21 protein-coding genes are annotated in these 15,757 nt (G+C 42.6%); 4 read left to right on the top strand and 17 right to left on the bottom strand.

Annotated features, from left to right (window positions below):
• Window positions 1-127: 127 nt before the first annotated feature.
• From EDD57_RS10990 to EDD57_RS10975, 4 genes are all read right to left on the bottom strand, one after another.
• Window positions 128-385, bottom strand: coding sequence for a hypothetical protein (locus tag EDD57_RS10990; protein ID WP_131849492.1), 258 nt, complete (start codon window positions 383-385; stop codon window positions 128-130).
• A 16-nt stretch (window positions 386-401) separates the two neighbouring features.
• Entirely contained in the window at window positions 402-1,202 is an 801-nt protein-coding gene (gene minD, locus EDD57_RS10985) for a septum site-determining protein MinD (protein ID WP_131849491.1), read from the bottom strand.
• Window positions 1,203-1,350: 148 nt separating this feature from the next.
• Entirely contained in the window at window positions 1,351-1,815 is a 465-nt protein-coding gene (locus EDD57_RS10980; RefSeq protein ID WP_131849490.1) for a zinc ribbon domain-containing protein, read from the bottom strand.
• Window positions 1,816-1,927: 112 nt separating this feature from the next.
• Window positions 1,928-2,182 (bottom strand): YlbG family protein, encoded by a 255-nt coding sequence (locus tag EDD57_RS10975; protein WP_131849489.1) that lies wholly within the window; start codon window positions 2,180-2,182, stop codon window positions 1,928-1,930.
• Between the two features lie 127 nt (window positions 2,183-2,309).
• On the opposite strand from EDD57_RS10975, the gene EDD57_RS10970 reads away from it, so the two are divergent.
• A complete protein-coding gene (locus tag EDD57_RS10970; protein ID WP_131849488.1) occupies window positions 2,310-2,633 on the top strand; it encodes a hypothetical protein in 324 nt (107 codons plus the stop codon).
• 13 nt (window positions 2,634-2,646) lie between these two features.
• Here the strand turns inward: EDD57_RS10970 and EDD57_RS10965 are convergent, their stop codons facing one another.
• Together EDD57_RS10965 and EDD57_RS10960 are read right to left on the bottom strand one after the other, a co-directional pair.
• The gene (locus tag EDD57_RS10965) at window positions 2,647-3,063 is read right to left on the bottom strand and encodes a YlbF/YmcA family competence regulator (RefSeq protein ID WP_131849487.1); all 417 of its coding nucleotides are present in this window, start codon (window positions 3,061-3,063) and stop codon (window positions 2,647-2,649) included.
• Between the two features lie 177 nt (window positions 3,064-3,240).
• Window positions 3,241-3,450 (bottom strand): hypothetical protein, encoded by a 210-nt coding sequence (locus EDD57_RS10960; RefSeq protein WP_131849486.1) that lies wholly within the window; start codon window positions 3,448-3,450, stop codon window positions 3,241-3,243.
• 83 nt (window positions 3,451-3,533) lie between these two features.
• On the opposite strand from EDD57_RS10960, the gene mgtE reads away from it, so the two are divergent.
• Entirely contained in the window at window positions 3,534-4,883 is a 1,350-nt protein-coding gene (gene mgtE, locus EDD57_RS10955) for a magnesium transporter (RefSeq protein WP_131849485.1), read from the top strand.
• Window positions 4,884-4,992: 109 nt separating this feature from the next.
• A complete protein-coding gene (locus tag EDD57_RS10950) occupies window positions 4,993-6,339 on the top strand; it encodes a hemolysin family protein (protein ID WP_131849484.1) in 1,347 nt (448 codons plus the stop codon).
• A gap of 48 nt (window positions 6,340-6,387) precedes the next feature.
• On the opposite strand, the gene EDD57_RS10945 is transcribed toward EDD57_RS10950, so the two are convergent.
• From EDD57_RS10945 to EDD57_RS10900, 9 genes are all read right to left on the bottom strand, one after another.
• Complete coding sequence (locus tag EDD57_RS10945; protein ID WP_131849483.1) at window positions 6,388-7,482, bottom strand: S8 family peptidase; 1,095 nt, start codon at window positions 7,480-7,482, stop codon at window positions 6,388-6,390.
• A 271-nt stretch (window positions 7,483-7,753) separates the two neighbouring features.
• Window positions 7,754-8,611, bottom strand: coding sequence for an SPFH domain-containing protein (locus EDD57_RS10935; RefSeq protein ID WP_131849481.1), 858 nt, complete (start codon window positions 8,609-8,611; stop codon window positions 7,754-7,756).
• Window positions 8,612-8,840: 229 nt separating this feature from the next.
• Window positions 8,841-9,044 (bottom strand): hypothetical protein, encoded by a 204-nt coding sequence (locus tag EDD57_RS14635; RefSeq protein WP_207896822.1) that lies wholly within the window; start codon window positions 9,042-9,044, stop codon window positions 8,841-8,843.
• Window positions 9,045-9,163: 119 nt separating this feature from the next.
• Window positions 9,164-9,697, bottom strand: coding sequence for a 2'-5' RNA ligase family protein (locus EDD57_RS10925; RefSeq protein WP_131849480.1), 534 nt, complete (start codon window positions 9,695-9,697; stop codon window positions 9,164-9,166).
• 373 nt (window positions 9,698-10,070) lie between these two features.
• A complete protein-coding gene (spoVAD, locus tag EDD57_RS10920; RefSeq protein ID WP_243649522.1) occupies window positions 10,071-11,078 on the bottom strand; it encodes a stage V sporulation protein AD in 1,008 nt (335 codons plus the stop codon).
• Between the two features lie 36 nt (window positions 11,079-11,114).
• A complete protein-coding gene (gene spoVAC, locus EDD57_RS10915) occupies window positions 11,115-11,585 on the bottom strand; it encodes a stage V sporulation protein AC (protein WP_131849478.1) in 471 nt (156 codons plus the stop codon).
• A gap of 54 nt (window positions 11,586-11,639) precedes the next feature.
• Complete coding sequence (locus tag EDD57_RS10910; RefSeq protein WP_131849477.1) at window positions 11,640-11,990, bottom strand: YhjD family protein; 351 nt, start codon at window positions 11,988-11,990, stop codon at window positions 11,640-11,642.
• Between the two features lie 86 nt (window positions 11,991-12,076).
• A complete protein-coding gene (locus tag EDD57_RS10905) occupies window positions 12,077-12,514 on the bottom strand; it encodes a CBS domain-containing protein (RefSeq protein WP_131849476.1) in 438 nt (145 codons plus the stop codon).
• 55 nt (window positions 12,515-12,569) lie between these two features.
• Window positions 12,570-13,772: a M20 metallopeptidase family protein gene (locus tag EDD57_RS10900; protein ID WP_131849475.1), complete on the bottom strand. Its 1,203-nt coding sequence runs from the start codon at window positions 13,770-13,772 to the stop codon at window positions 12,570-12,572.
• 121 nt (window positions 13,773-13,893) lie between these two features.
• Here EDD57_RS10900 and EDD57_RS10895 point away from each other — a divergent pair, with 121 nt between their 5' ends.
• A complete protein-coding gene (locus EDD57_RS10895) occupies window positions 13,894-14,241 on the top strand; it encodes a YugN family protein (protein WP_165873778.1) in 348 nt (115 codons plus the stop codon).
• 101 nt (window positions 14,242-14,342) lie between these two features.
• On the opposite strand, the gene EDD57_RS10890 is transcribed toward EDD57_RS10895, so the two are convergent.
• Together EDD57_RS10890 and EDD57_RS10885 are read right to left on the bottom strand one after the other, a co-directional pair.
• Window positions 14,343-14,699, bottom strand: coding sequence for an Asp23/Gls24 family envelope stress response protein (locus EDD57_RS10890; RefSeq protein ID WP_131849473.1), 357 nt, complete (start codon window positions 14,697-14,699; stop codon window positions 14,343-14,345).
• 137 nt (window positions 14,700-14,836) lie between these two features.
• Window positions 14,837-15,652 (bottom strand): NYN domain-containing protein, encoded by an 816-nt coding sequence (locus tag EDD57_RS10885; RefSeq protein WP_131849472.1) that lies wholly within the window; start codon window positions 15,650-15,652, stop codon window positions 14,837-14,839.
• Between the last annotated feature and the right edge of the window lie 105 nt (window positions 15,653-15,757).

Genomic DNA, 15,757 nt, shown 5'->3' with positions numbered 1-15,757 from the left:
TCACGGTGGACACCCTTGCCTTAAGCTAATGGCTACTGCTACCTTCACCATTCGGGACTTTCACCCTATAGACTACGCCCATGCCGGGCGCACGATAAAAAAGCACGAACCCAATGGATCGTGCTTTTTACCCATTTTCTTTTTTGCGAACGGGAATACTGGCATTAATAATCGTAGTTCGTTCTTTGGATTGAGGAATGATAGTAACTTGTCCCACAACATCAAAGTCAAATTCGTCACAAAGTTCAATCAATCGTGCTTGAAAGAACTTTAGCTTTCTCTCATCTATATCAGAACGCTGGTAGCTTAAAACTAAGGATAAACGATCATCTGCCTTGGTAGCGGTCGGCTCTTCTTTACTACCAAACATATTTAAAAATGTCATATTCCACTCTCGCCTCCTATGCTATATGAAACAAGCGTTTGATTTTTGAGATCAACGTATCCGACTCTAACTCTAGGAATGGAACGTCATGACCAGATAGACGACGAGCAATGTTGGCATATGCTTTTCCAGCCATTGATTTATCATCTAAAATGACCGGCTCCCCTGTATTGGAAGAACGAATAATCCGTTTGTCTTCTGGTACGATTCCTAGTAAATTGATGGCTAAATGGTTTTGGACTCGTTCTACACTAAGCATATCTCCGTCCTTTATCATCTCCGCTTGGACACGATTAATAATGAGGTCAATCTGTCCAATATTGGCTGATTCCAAAAGCCCAATAACCCGGTCAGAATCCCGTACAGATGGGATTTCTGGATTTACAACAATAATAGCACGATCAGCAGCCACGATGGCGTTACGGAATCCACCTTCAATTCCTGCTGGTGAATCAATTAAAATATAATCAAATTCTTTTCGAAGCTCATGAATCAACTGCTCCATCTGTTGTGGAACGACTTCTTCTTTATAACGAGTTTGGGCCGCTGGTAACAACGCCAACTCTGGGTACTCCTTATGGCGTACTAAGGCTTGTCTGATCTTACATTGTCCTTCTACAACATCTACCAAGTCATACACAATCCGGTTCTCTAACCCTAGCATCAGATCTAACTTACGAAGGCCAATATCCGTATCCACCAAACAAACCCGGTAGCCTAACTGAGCCAACCCTAAGCCAGCGGAGGCCACAGTAGTTGATTTTCCTACCCCACCTTTTCCGCTGGTAATCGTAATTGCGACAGAACGATGATTCAATGTCAAGCACCCCTTTCTCCATATTCAACTAGAAGGAAGACATGTCTCATATTCATTTCCGTTTTTTCTACAAGTTTCCTCCATATTGTAGCAAAAATGACTACATAAAAAAAGGAAATATTTAACACTATTACAATTATTTATTTTTCTAATGAAATCTTTGACCACAAGTAGAACATTGATTCGATTGATTGGGTATTTGATGGGCGCAAGAAGGACAAATATAAACGACAGCCATCGACATCGGTGCGATTGGCATTTGGCCTGCTTGTGGTGCTTGATTCGGTTTATTTTGGAAATAGTTCGTTTCGGTTTGCTTTGTCTCTTCTTTTAGTGATTGGATCATCTTCTCAATTGATTGGATTTCCTCTTTCATGGTAGCTGCTATCTGAAACTGAGCTTCTAGTTCTGGATTCATCTGGATCGTTTGAGTTTGTTCCCACTGCTGAAGGGTGACTTGTCCAAGTTGACTCATCAGTTGACTGAGTTCCTGTTTCTTTCCAGTCAATTTTTGGTTTAGGCGATTCATCTCAAGCATTCTCTGAGAAGATTTACTAACATGTTCGACACCTTTTCCTATTTTTTGCTTGATATCTTGTAAAAAGTTATTCAAAACACGACATCCTTTCTTATATAAAGTTTTCTATTCTAATTGTACGGGAACTAAAAAAGATCCGCCACTAGAATGATAGCGACAGATCTGATTATTGTTTGTACAAAATTCGTTAGGTCGTAGGAAGATCTACTTTTTTTCCAAAATCAAGTGAAATGCTGCTCCGATAAGAACGTTCAACTCGCACTACATACGGAAGGCGTTCAATTCGCTTTATCCATTGATCTGCTGATTTTCGATCAATATATAGAATCACATACTTAAATCGTTTGGAGATATAATGAATGTTCCCCATACGTGAAAGGGATTTAGCTGATTTTAGATCTTTCACCCACACTACGAGCCCTAAACGTTCGACCATATTCATAACAAGGTACCACTACGATATCCCGTAGCTTTCCTTTCATATTTGGTTAGGAAACGGGGGGAGAACTACCTTTATCGTACCATGTGAAGATACTTCATTCAACTCTACAGAAAGAAGGAGAACTGGATTGAGAAACCCACTCTATCAAAAACTACAAGAACAAATGAACCAAAAAAAGCATACCGACCTAGCACTAACCATGCGTCCCTATGCCGGAGTCGCTTTCCTATATGCAAATAAAGAGCACTATGCGGCAAGAGAGTCTTTTGAAAATGAGTTGCGTGACATAGCTCAAGAACTGATTCTGGGAACCATCTGGAACTTCACATTCCTTTTTATCCGATCCTCAACACATGCCTATGTATATCGTGCCCAATTTGTCGCGCCCATGGAAAAAAGTTTTTGCTGCGGCAACGGATGCCCCGATTGTGTCCGTTTACGCTCCACTTAAGTAACAGTACATCTTACGATTGACACATTCCTTTTCTCTGTTTCCGTGGTGCGCTTGAATCGGGAATCGGAATATGAATTTGGTGTGAGACTGACTTTGCAATCGTAGACGAGATTTGGTATAAGAGTTGATCCAATCTCTCCTCTGCCTCAAGGAACTGGCGAATAGCCGCATTGTTTCGTAATTGTGCCTGTACTACTTCTATCTCTTGCTTGGCTTCATGATAATTTGGGTGAAAAATACCAAATCTCTTTGTTTCTTCGTATAACTCTTTTTTCTTTTGAAACTCACTGATTAATTTCTGAGCCTCGACATCCTCTTGTAACTCCGCTTGACTACTAAGGTAGCTTTGTACTTCATGCGATTTATTAATTTCATCAGCCAAATCATAGGCATCTGATAGTAATTCCGTCATATCAATCGTTTTCATTCCGATCTCACCCTCCCTATATATTTTAACAAACTTTTCCCCACCTTTGTTCTGGAAGATGTACGAAAAAATCCCTCCAAGGATTGATCTGGAGGGAAATGGTAAGGAAGGGTGGAAGCAAAACTGCTTCCCCTACTATGTATGCCTCTTTTGTAAGAAGCATTCTTCTCATTCATCTTACTCGTCTTTCACGTCAATCCAAGGGGACTGTGGTGATTCAGGTGATTCCCACAAGCTATGATAACGTTCCCCGCTTCGGTGCATACTAACAGGTGAACCAAACTGGGATGGACGCCAATTATAGAGATATTGGCTTCGAAATTGCATCCATGATTGGATCGAGACAAGGTTTGTATGGATTTCATCATGCATGGTCGATTTTTCCATGTACTTCCCTCCGCTTACGCCAACTTAGATGGTCTATTGTATGCTAACACCCACGTAGTGGTTCAGTCAGAAAGGAGAGAAACATGATCTCTCTTACAGAATTAGCTGAATTACGGTCTAAATTAGAAATGAATGACCCTGATGCCATTCGAGAAATACTAGAAGAACTTCCACCCTACGATCTACGTCAATTTTTCTTCTTTATCGATGAAGAACAGCAGAAAGAGTTGCTCTCCTACTTATCGATCTCCAAGACGGCTCACCTGTTTGAAGAGATGGAGCACCTCGATCAAAAAAAGCAATTTATGAGTCTGGTTCCAGCTGCGCTAAAGTCGGAGATCTTTCGCGAAATCTCTTCTGATGACCTCGCCGATTTTCTCGGAGAGATTAGTCAGAAAGAAGCAGAAACGATTCTGACCAAATTAGACCAACCAGAAGCAGAAAATGTTCGTGACCTTCTTCATTATCCGGAAGATACAGCAGGCGGACTAATGACGACAGAGTACGTTCATATTATGAGCGAGATCACCGCTTCCGAAGCGATCGATCAACTACGTCGAAAAGCTCCTGATGCTGAAACCATCTATTATCTTTATGTAGTCGATGATTCTGGGCACCTGCTAGGCGTTGTCTCCCTACGAGAATTATTAATCGCAAAGCCTGAAGTAAAGATCCATGACATCATGTATGAGCGAATTATTTCGGTACCTGTGGACTTGGATCAAGAAGAAGTGGCGAAAGTCTTTACGAGATATGACCTGCTGGCTGTTCCCGTCGTGGATCACAATCATTATTTACGCGGGATTGTGACAGTGGATGATGTGATGGATGTATTAATCGAGGAGGCACAGGAAGACTTTGCTAACTTCTCTGGAGGCGGAGGAGACCAAGGTCTATTTATCTCTCCTATACAAGCCGTCCGCAAACGGATTCCTTGGCTAATCTTACTTCTTCTCATAGGACTCATCACAGCGAATCTGATAAATCTGTTTAAACCAACCACTCAAAAACTACCGATTTTATTAATCTTTATGCCGATGATCGCGGGTATGACAGGGAACGCAGCTACGCAATCCTTGGCAACCGTAATTCGCTTTATCTCAAATGGAGAATTAACGAAAGAGAATTACGGAAAACTACTACGCCAAGAAAGTACCATTGCCATGCTGATTGGGCTTTTTTGTAGCTTGTTTATTTTAGGTTTTATCAGCCTTTCTTATGATGGGCGTCTCGGGATTTTAGTGGCGGTCTGCCTATTTTTCACTCTCATTATCGGAACAATTGTCGGGACGATGATCCCGATGGTCCTACAAGCTTTTAAGATCGATCCGACCGTTGCATCCGGGCCCCTCATTACTACGATTAACGATGTCGTCTCGCTGATGATTTATTTTGGTTTGGCCACCCTCTTCGTCCAATTAATCAGCAGTTGACTGTCATACAATTTTCCAAGGACTAATATTCCTTTATAACAAGGCAGTTCCTAAGGTATAATGTTGTTCAAAATAGGTAACATTTTCTACACATAGGGGGTCTCAATCGTTGGATAGCGATCTGGTAAGTACGTTTTGGAATTTTGGATTAGTTGTATTTCTTGTGCTTCTAAATGGTTTTTTCGTAGCTTCAGAGTTTGCCTTAGTAAAGGTGCGCTCCACACGGATCGCTCAATTAACCGAAGAAGGCAATTTCCGCGCTCTAGCAGCACAAAAACTAATTGCTAATCTAGATGCATATCTATCCGCTACACAACTTGGAATTACTCTGGCATCACTAGGACTTGGTTGGGTGGGTGAACCGTTTGTTGCAAGACTGATTACACCGCTCATTCAATACTTTCATTTGCCCGAAAATGTAGTCCATATCATCTCGTTTGCTATAGGATTTTCCATTATTACGTTTCTACATATTGTTATTGGTGAAATGGCACCCAAATCGCTGGCTATTCGTCAAGCTGAACGAGTTACACTTGTCATATCCAGGCCCCTGCACTGGTTCTTTATGCTCTTCCGTGCTCCCATCTGGTTGCTTAACTCTTCAGCAAATAAACTCTTACAGTGGCTAGGAGTCGGCATAGACGCAGAGCACCAAGCCGCCCATACAGAAGAAGAGATCCGCATGCTGGTCGAACAAAGCCACAAGAGTGGAATCATTGATCAAACAGAGCTTTCTCTATTCGATAACATCTTTGAATTCGCCGACCGGGTAGGCCGTGAGGTAATGGTTCCCCGGATCAATATGGTATGTCTTTATGCGACGGACTCGATAGAAGAAAACATAGACGTTGCGAAAAAAAGTCAATTTACACGTTTCCCGCTATGTGGAAAAGATAAAGATGAAATTCTAGGTGTAATACATATCAGGGACCTTTATGAATGCCTGATTGAGGGCGGTACTCCCAATTTAATTGAAATTGCTCGTCCATCTGTCCAAGTTCCTGAGACGATGGAGATCAAAGATATTTTACGGACCCTCCAAAAAAACAGAACCGAAATGGCCATTGTAATCGACGAATATGGCGGTACTTCTGGAATCGTAACCTTAGAAGATATCATTGAAGAAATCGTCGGGGAAATCCAAGATGAGTTCGACGATGAGCGTCCTTTCTTCCAAGAGAAATCTAGCGGAACCTCGATTGATGCGAGATTGCTAATCGAAGAGGTAAACGAATACTTTAACATTGAAATTGAAGATGAAAACAATGACACCATTGGTGGTTGGGTTTTCTCTCAACTACAAGCTCTACCCAAAGTCGGAGTTTCCGTTCATTATCTAGATTTTACTTTTACCGTACAAGAGATGGACTCTCGAAGCATCACCCGTTTACTCGTTCGGAAACCCGATAAAGCAGATCCATTACAGGATTACGACGATACACTCCTACATACATAAAAATAAAAAAACACGCCTTTCCTCCTGAGAAAAGCGTGTTTTTTATGATTAAAATTGCACCAAACCATGCCCAGTCAATGAATTTCGTCCGGATGAATGAAGCACTTTGGTTGAAGCAAATAATCGCTTCAGAATCGCTGCATGACCCACTTTTGGATGCTTCTGCTTAAATAACGCCAACACTCCCGATACATGAGCGGCTGCCATCGAGGTCCCACTTAAAGATGCATACTTCATACCCGGATATGTGCTAACCACTTTCACTCCTGGAGCGGCCACATCTACCGTAGAGCCTGTCGCCGAAAAAGAGGCTCGTTTATTACTTTTACTAAGCGCCGCCACTGCAATCGCATTCGGCACTCTCGCAGGGACTTCTACCGTATCCCCTCTTCCTGATAGCTGTCCTGCATTTCCAGCAGCCGCCACAACGAAAATCCCTCTGCGCGTAGCGGTTTGAATCGCTTTTTCTAATACCATCGGACTCACCTTACCACCACTAATACTAATATTTAAGATATCCATATTATTGGCAATTCCCCATTCAATCCCGCGCACGAGATCGGATAGAGACCCTACACCTTTTTTATTTAACACCTTAATCGCATAAAGAGAAACCTCCGGAGCCACCCCGATAATGCCATACTGATTGATCGCTGCCCCAATCACTCCCGATACATGTGTTCCATGGCCATTTAAATCATGAGGTGGTTTTCCTGGTTCAATAATATTCACTCCACCTTGGATGTTTGGGCTGAGATCAGGGTGACTAAAATCAATTCCGGTATCAATAATTCCAACTTTAACACCTTTTCCCGTAAAAGCTCGATTTTGCCCTCGCAAGACTCTACGAATATTCCAAGGTAATACTTCACCTTTTTGTTTTGTTTTTACAGAGCGCTTCTTCGGATACACTTTCTGTAATTCATATGGAAAGAGCTGAAGGGATCTGTCCGACTCTACATGAACTAATTCTGAGTCCCTCTCTATTTGTTTCATTTGTTTCCAAGATGACACAGTTGCTGTCATGAACGGTGTGTAGCGTCCGACATACTCTACCTGACATCCTAGCTCTAAGAGACGCTCTACTCTGGATCCATGTTGATACAGAAAGGTAAAACGTTGCCCCCCTTGATGACTTCCCATAAAAAATCACCTCTTTCTCCTAGATATGAAGAAAGAGGTGTTATGGCTTGGACTTCTATAAAAATATACTTACTCTACAGGGGATCTTCGAGATTCCCTTCTGTCTTTTTTTTATCCTTTGATTGCCTCAGATTCCGATGTTTTGAAACAGACGAGCGAAGGATGAATTCGATTTGAGCGTTCACACTCCGAAATTCATCCGCGGCCCATTTTTCAAGGTCTTGATAGAGATCTGGATCCAGACGAAGTAAAAATTTCTTTTTCGAGCTCATTATTGATAAAGGGTACCCGTATTAATCACAGGGCTTACATTGCCTTCTGAGACAAGGGCAACGAGTAAATTATTCACCATCGCTGCCTTCTTCTCATCATCTAGTTCAAAGCCCTGTCTTTCTAATTTAGCTAATACCGTCTCCACCATGCCCATAGCCCCTTCTACAATTTGCCTACGAGCGGCGATGACAGCGGAAGCTTGCTGTCTACGCAACATCACTTGCGCAATCTCAGGCGCATAGGCGAGGTGGCTAATTCTAGCCTCTATTACTTCGATTCCAGCGATCTCTAAACGCTCATGAAGCTCTTTCTCAAACGTGTTCATAATTTCAGTTGGATTCCCACGTAAGGACAATCCTTCTTGTGGAGCATCGTAGGGAAAATGACTTGCTAGAGAGCGAAGAGCCGTTTCGCTCTGAATATCGGCAAACTTTTTATAGTCATCCACATGAAACGTCGATTGAGTTGGATTCTTTACTCTCCAGACGATCACAGCCGCAACCTCAATTGGGTTCCCGTCCGCATCATTCACTTTTATGCGATCAGTATGAAAATTTCGTACCCGTAAGCTAATTTTTGTACGTTGAGAGAATGGGTTTACGAAATGGAAACCTTCTTCTCGTAGCTCACCTATATACTTACCAACAAACGTAAATACACGCGATTCATTTGGCTGGATCACGACGTACCCACCAGATAGCAGGAGACCCATAACAAATACAATAATGCCTAGCACCTGAACTCCATCATCCGAATTGCTTAGCACCACTGCACCCACAAACAATAAAAGCACTTGAATCGCCATAGCAAGGAAGCCATTTTTATGCCAAACCTGTTGCTCTTTCATCCGCTCCATTCTCATCACTCATTTCAAATTTGGTATCAAAGTGATATCACTTTGTTATTAGTATACTACCTCACATCCTCAATGTGAAACCTCATTTTATGATAAAAATAAAAAATGCCTCTCGTGCATTAAGCATGAAATAGTAGAAGAACCTGACTTTACACTTAGTATAGTGAAAAATCGGGTTCTTCTACTATTTCATGCTTAGTGTACTCAGAGAGAGCATTTTACTGTCTGCTTATCCTACTACTACCCCTCCCCCTGATCCAGTAGGGCCTACTGGTCCTTGTGGCCCTACTGGTCCTGCAGGCCCTTGTGGTCCCGGTGGTCCTGGTGGCCCTAGACGACGATTGTTGAGCCTACGACGCAAACGTTCTATTTGCCGCTCAAGGCGCTTACAACACTCACATTGGTCCCGCTTGCAATTACATGACTTAGACATGGCTTCCTCCCCTCACTTGTGCAAACGTATTAGTGAATCGTAACACTGTATATTTATGAGTATGATTAGAAAGTTGTGAGGGTTTAAACTAGAAGGGATGAAGCTGTACCTTGGTTCCTTTATGATGAAAATGAAAAATGTCTCTTCTGCCCTGTTCCCCTGTCTCTAGAAGAGACCCAAGATACTTGTTGAATGGAAATATGGTCTTGTGTGAGCATCTGTTTTAACTTTTTGTACAGACTAGATGCTTGATCTGGGGTCACCTGAACAAATGGGAAATAGATGCGCGGGATCCATTCATCAGGTTGGTATGTAGGACAGATCCCCATGCGAATCGATCTCGTCTCCTCCCAAATCGCTTGCTGAAGTTGTATAAGGGGGTAGCTCTTTACGATGGGAATGTAAAAGCGAGGGCTTCTTACTTCCGTCATCCCCACTCCACAGCAATGGATACGAAATGATTCTTGCTGCGGGATCACTCTCTCTAAGGCACCCTGCAGACCGTTCACTTCGTATCCATTGGCAACTTGGTAGACTAGTTGAGGTGGAAACGCACCAGAGTCTGTAATGTGACATTGGTCAGTCGCTTCAACCCAGATTTGTTGAATTCGCTTTTCTTCCATTTGCGGTAAATAGGATAAAATCGCGTTCATCGGTTATTCTCCTTCAAGTCTGAGTTGTGATGTACTTGGTTAAGAGATATGTTCGTGATGAAGGGGCGATTTCCTGTAGGGGTTTGTAATAGATAGTTATGTATATTAAAAATTTAAAAAACAGAGTTATTGGATATACCCGGGGCATGTATCTGATCACAGCTCAAATAGTGAGCCACGAAGATGTGAAAAGCAAAGTCCGCTCCATCCTTCTTCGCTAAGCAGGCTCACTAACATCGCTGAGATCAGACACATTGCCCCTAGTACATCCCTTTTATCGTTTACTTTCCTATAAATCTAAGCTATTGACTCAAAAAAGCATCAAATTAGCTTGATTCATCTATTGATCATCACTACTTAATGAACAGACCTATTAAAAACGTAGTGTATCCGATTCAAACGCAACAGCATGAGCCACACAAGGAATCGGCTCTCCTTGTTGATACGAGATAGGTGATAATAGAGCACCAGTGGCTACTACTAGGATGCGGTGGAGGTTGCCCCTGTCCATCTCTTTCATGAGGTGTCCGTAAGTTACACAAGCGCTGGAGGCACATCCACTTGCTCCGGAAAACTGCTCTTGTTCCTCGCTGTAAATCATCATGCCACAATCCTGAAATCGTTCACCCATTTGATATCCTTCATTCATCAGTAATTCCCTAGCAATCGGATGGCCCACAGAGGCCAAATCGCCTGTTACGATGAGGTCGTAATCACTTGGTTTTCTTCCCGTATCTCGAAAGTGAGTCGCAATGGTATCGGCGGCGGCTGGAGCCATGGCTGATCCCATATCAAACGGATTCTTCACACCCAAGTCCATTACCTTACCTACTGTAGCATGTGTGATACAAGGACCATTTCCTCCGATCCCCACCACTCCTGCTCCAGCACCGGTTACCGTCCACTGAGCCGTATCTGGCTTCTGACCACCAAACTCCGTTGGGAAACGATACTGTTTCTCTGCTGTACAATTATGGCTACTTACCCCAGCTACTGCGTACTGTACGAATCCTGCATCTACTAAAGAGGTTGCTAGAAGCAAAGATAACATCGAAGTCGAACATGCCCCGTACACACCCATAAAGGGAATTTGTGTCGTCTGAGCCGAAAAGGAAGCAGTAATATTTTGATTCAATAAGTCTCCTGCGAGATACGCTCCGATTTGCTTTGTACTCAGACCCGCCTTCTCAATCGCTGTATTTACGGCATCCTCTAATATTTTCCGCTCTGCTTTTTCCCACGTCTCTTGTCCGGCATATAAATCATTGTGAATCAGGTCAAATTCCTTGCCTAGGAGACCTGATCCCTCTTTAGGTCCTACTACTGCGGCACTTGATTGTAAACGTACATCATTGAGAAAATGAAATGTGCTTGATCCCATATATCGTTGTTGCACCATACTCCCTCCTTCCGATTCCTAGATAAACATCTTTACGATCAACTGAATGAGACTAACTAAAAACGCAGAAACCACTCCAAACGTAATAACAGCCCCTGCTAGCTTAAACATATTGCCTCCGACTCCCAGTACCCAGCCCTCTGATTTATGTTCCAATGCCGCAGATGCCATCGAATTGGCAAATCCAGTTACAGGAACGGCAGTCCCCGCCCCCGCCCATTGGCCAATGGTGTCATATACACCAAGCCCTGTTAATAAACAGGATAGGAATACCAAGGTGGCCACAGTCGTATTAGATGCAGTAGCTGGATCCATACCTAAATAAGCATAGAATTTGGAGAGACCCTGACCGATCAAGCAGATAAATCCACCTACTAAAAACGCTTTTAAGCAATTCATAAATACCTTTGGTTTTGGTCTATATTTATCAGCTATTTGTTGATATTCATTTTCTAGTTTCTTCTTTTTCTTCTGTGATTGTTTATCCATGTATGTACACTCCCTCCATCTTCTTTATCCTGCGCCAGTAACACAATTTTATTCCTACATCAAAGATGTGTACGAACAAAATAACTGCTCACATTCTTTCTTCAACCACTCGTTCAGAAGCTTATCGGTATGCGTATCATCTTGATGGAGATATCGTACTTCTCGATATCCTAGCTTCGGTCTGGTAGCTAGAATTCGTACTCCACATTGCTCTAGCTCCTGCTCTACGCGGACCTTCTGCTGAAAAGCATGTTCCTCTAATCGCTTTAACCATCCATGGTATACATCTCTTAATTTTAGTGGAAATCTCGTCATCTTCCGTTGATCTGATTGAATGGTAAATAAAAATACTTCGTACACCACGTGTTGGTGAACCAATTGTTGCCCAGTGGTTGTGAAAATCATCGAAATCAACCCTTCTTATCTATCATCATCCGTAGTTTTTACACAAATAAAAAAAGTGATTCCTTTTTACGGGAATCGCTTTTTCTTTATTGCATATAGCCATGATCTGTATTATGCGAGATCTCGTTTAGCGCTTCACTTGCCTCATTCATATACGGCATATGAACGGCCAAGTCACCCAATGAAACCACTCCAACCAGTTGCCCATTCTCCACAATAGGTAGCCGTCTTACTTGATAATCAGCCATTAACAATGCGACATCATCGACCGACATATCAGGGCTTCCTGTTACAAGCTCGTCCGACATCACTTCTCCAATTTGGCTTGAATTCGGACGTTTCTCTGCAATACCACGAATGACTAAATCTCGGTCGGTAACCACTCCACGGATTTTTCCATTCTCACAGACGGGGATGATTCCCACATCGTTTTGCCTCATCATGAGAGCTGCTTCATAAAGATTATCATCAGGTGAAAGAACTTGAAGATCCGTTGACATAATGCCTCGAACTGGACTACTCATAGGAAAAACTCCTTTTATCATTGGAATATTCCCAAATAGTCTCTCCAGTCCCTATTCATTCCATGCACTGGGCAAGCTCAGCCCCGTTCCTAGCTTCCTTCTGTAAAAATCGAAGCGCTACGGTTGCGAGTAATTCCATGCCGATTTTCATGCTTTCTTCATCGATATCAAAATGAGGATGGTGATGGGAGCCTAGGTATTGTTCAGGATTACCACATCCCACAAAGCAAAAGGCACCCGGTACCTTTTGCAGGAAATAGGAGAAGTCTTCGCCCGGAGCGATTGGCTCCATTTCGATTACTCCTTGTTCCCCCACTACATCCACTGCTACGCTTCGGACCAACTCTGTCGGTTCTGGATGATTGATAACGGCTGGGTAACCATGTTCATAAGTAAGTTTGCACTCTGCTCCAAATGATTTTCCAATCCCTTGGCACATATGATCCATTCTTTCGACGATTGAATCACGAATAGCCACGTCAAACGTCCGAACCGTGCCTAGGATCCGGCAAGTATTGGGGATCACATTATGAGAATCCCCAGCCTCTATCTTACAAACCGAAATCACAGCTGCTTTTTGCGGATCAATCTGTCTACTTACAATACTCTGTAACTGAATCACAAGATGAGAGGCAATCACAATTGGATCTACACATTCATGAGGAATTCCAGCGTGCCCACCTTTCCCCTGAATTTCGATGGTAAAATTATCAGCCGCCGCCATCAACTCACCTGACCGCGTTGCGATCGTTCCCGTTGAGGACGTCGCCCAGAGGTGTAGACCAAATATACCGTCCACCCCGTCCACAACCCCTTCTTGCACCATCGCTACCGCCCCGCCTGGTGGAACTTCCTCAGCTGGTTGGAAAATGAATAAGACTTGTCCCTCTATCTCGTCTCTCATCTCGGACAAAATCTCAGCTACTCCCAGTAAGGTAGCGGTATGCCCATCATGACCACAAGCATGCATCACTCCAGGAACTGTCGATCGATACACGGAATCTTTTGCATCTTCAATCGGTAATGCATCCATATCCGCTCGAAGCGCCACAGTGGGTCCTGACTTTACCCCTCGTAAAAGGCCTGTCACTCCATGTAATCCACCCACTCGCATCTTCACTTCTAAGCCCAGCTCTTCTAAATGATGTGCTACAAGTGCCGCTGTTTGTTCCTCTTGGTAGGAAAGCTCAGGATGTTGATGTAAATGTCTACGTATTCCTACGATTTTTGGATATACTTTCTCTATCATCTGTTTCATGATCCATTTTCCCTCCCATATATTTTCCAGCTCAAAAAGGTATTTGGTTGCACGATTATCTTCTTCATATTATCATTATGAGGATGTCAGCAGTAGTGCATTGCAAAGGAGGCATACACCCATGTTTTTTCATGATTCGAAAACAAAAGGAGTCCAAAAGGATTTCCAAGACCTAGAAGCCATCATGTCTGGGCTCGGATTCTTCCGCGGAGCTTGGGATTACACGAAAGCAACGTATGATATAAAGTATACGGTTGGTGAGGTGGATTACTACCTACGTCTTCGTGCAGTCGTGGTAGGTAAAAAACAGTTAGAAAGCCCGAAGGCCCGTCTAGAACTAGATGTTCCCTACTTCGTGCGTCACTTCTTCCCACATGGAATGGATGAAAATTCCGAGATTCCAGCCGAGTTAACAGAAGAAGTTCATCAAAAGATAGCCGAACTCGAAAATGCTCTTGCGAGTGCGTAGACTTCTACATATCCACATTTAGAGCACAAAACAAAGGAGATGACCTATTAAAAGGCATCTCCTTTACTATTACCCGTTTCATAGTCCATTTGCTAAGGCACTTATAAGGCAGTGTTGCTTTGATAATCAACGCCCTCTACTTTTACATTTACCTGAACAACATGGAGACCTGTCATATTTTCTACCGCTTCTTTTACTTCATATTGTAGCTCTCGACATACAGCGGGAATTTCTCTTCCATATTCAACAATTACGCGTAAGTCGACTACTGTTTCTTGCTCTCCAACTTCCACATGTACCCCTTTGGTAAGGTTTTTGCCGCTTACTCGTTTGGCAAGCCCCTCTGTCATACCTGCGGACATACTGGAAATTCCAGGCACTTTACTAGCTGTCATCCCAGCTATGACCGCCACTACATCATCGGCGATACGAATCATTCCACCGTTAGCTTCAGTCATAAAAAGACACCCCTGTGATAATACATAGATAGTAACCATAACAAGTTAGAGTTTTCACTCTCGTTCCTTTCATTTTAGCATACAGGGTCTTTGAAAAGAAGAGAGAATCATTTCATGTACTTTCTACAGAAGTCTTCTTAACTAACTTTATATCCTGCGATTTTTACAATCATCTGAACCTGTGGATGCGTAAGGTTTACTTTATACCCATAAAAGATCTTTTCATCAATCTCAATTTCATAAGGAAGAAGGTATTTCCCCTTTACTAATCGAGTGAATAGGTGGTTCGATTCTAATTCACTTAGACTAAACTTTCGTGCTAAGTCATTCTTAATCCAAGTACTACCATAACTCTTACCGATATTATTTGGATCTCGATACCACTCGTAAATCTGCAGGACGGCATTGTGCATAATGCGATCAATTTGCGCATAGTCATTCATCTTTTCAATATTAATGAACTCAAGGATATTGTGTGACTGATCACAGAACTCTTGAATCTGTGATGATTTCGATAAACTCTCATCCCACAAGCTAAACAACTCCACTTTTTTCCCTTTTGACCATAAACGATCTAATAGTGGAATCATATCCTGATCGGCACTTACGATTACAAAGGTGGTGATCTCTGGAATTTGATACAGTACCTCCATCGCATCTAAACAAAGTTGGATATCAGCTGCATTTTTTCTTTCCTTGCCCTCACGACCATTTCCATAAACTTGGTTAACGTGTACTCGTTTCTTTTGCAAGCTCATCATCGATAGATCCATCTGTTCAAAGTCGGCATATGCTTCCATCATACGAATGGAATCTTTCCCATAATACTCTTGTAGGCGCAAAAATAAATTATGATGTGTCTCAGGATGATCTGGATCCATGTGATATTTCTTTAATCCATAGTACACATTCTCTAAATCTATAAATATGGCGGTATCCCTCGTAAAATCCATTTGTCCCCCTCCTTTCCAAATTTTAGCATGATGCAATATTTCGCTTAAAAATTGTATTTTCCTTCTTAAATGCTAGGGAAATCAAGCCTACAGCCTTCTTGTATG

The organism is Baia soyae (assembly GCF_004341445.1).
GTDB lineage: Bacteria > Bacillota > Bacilli > Thermoactinomycetales > Thermoactinomycetaceae > Baia > Baia soyae.
The sequence above is the reverse complement of the archived record's forward strand: the minus strand, read 5'-3'. Positions and strand labels throughout refer to the sequence as shown.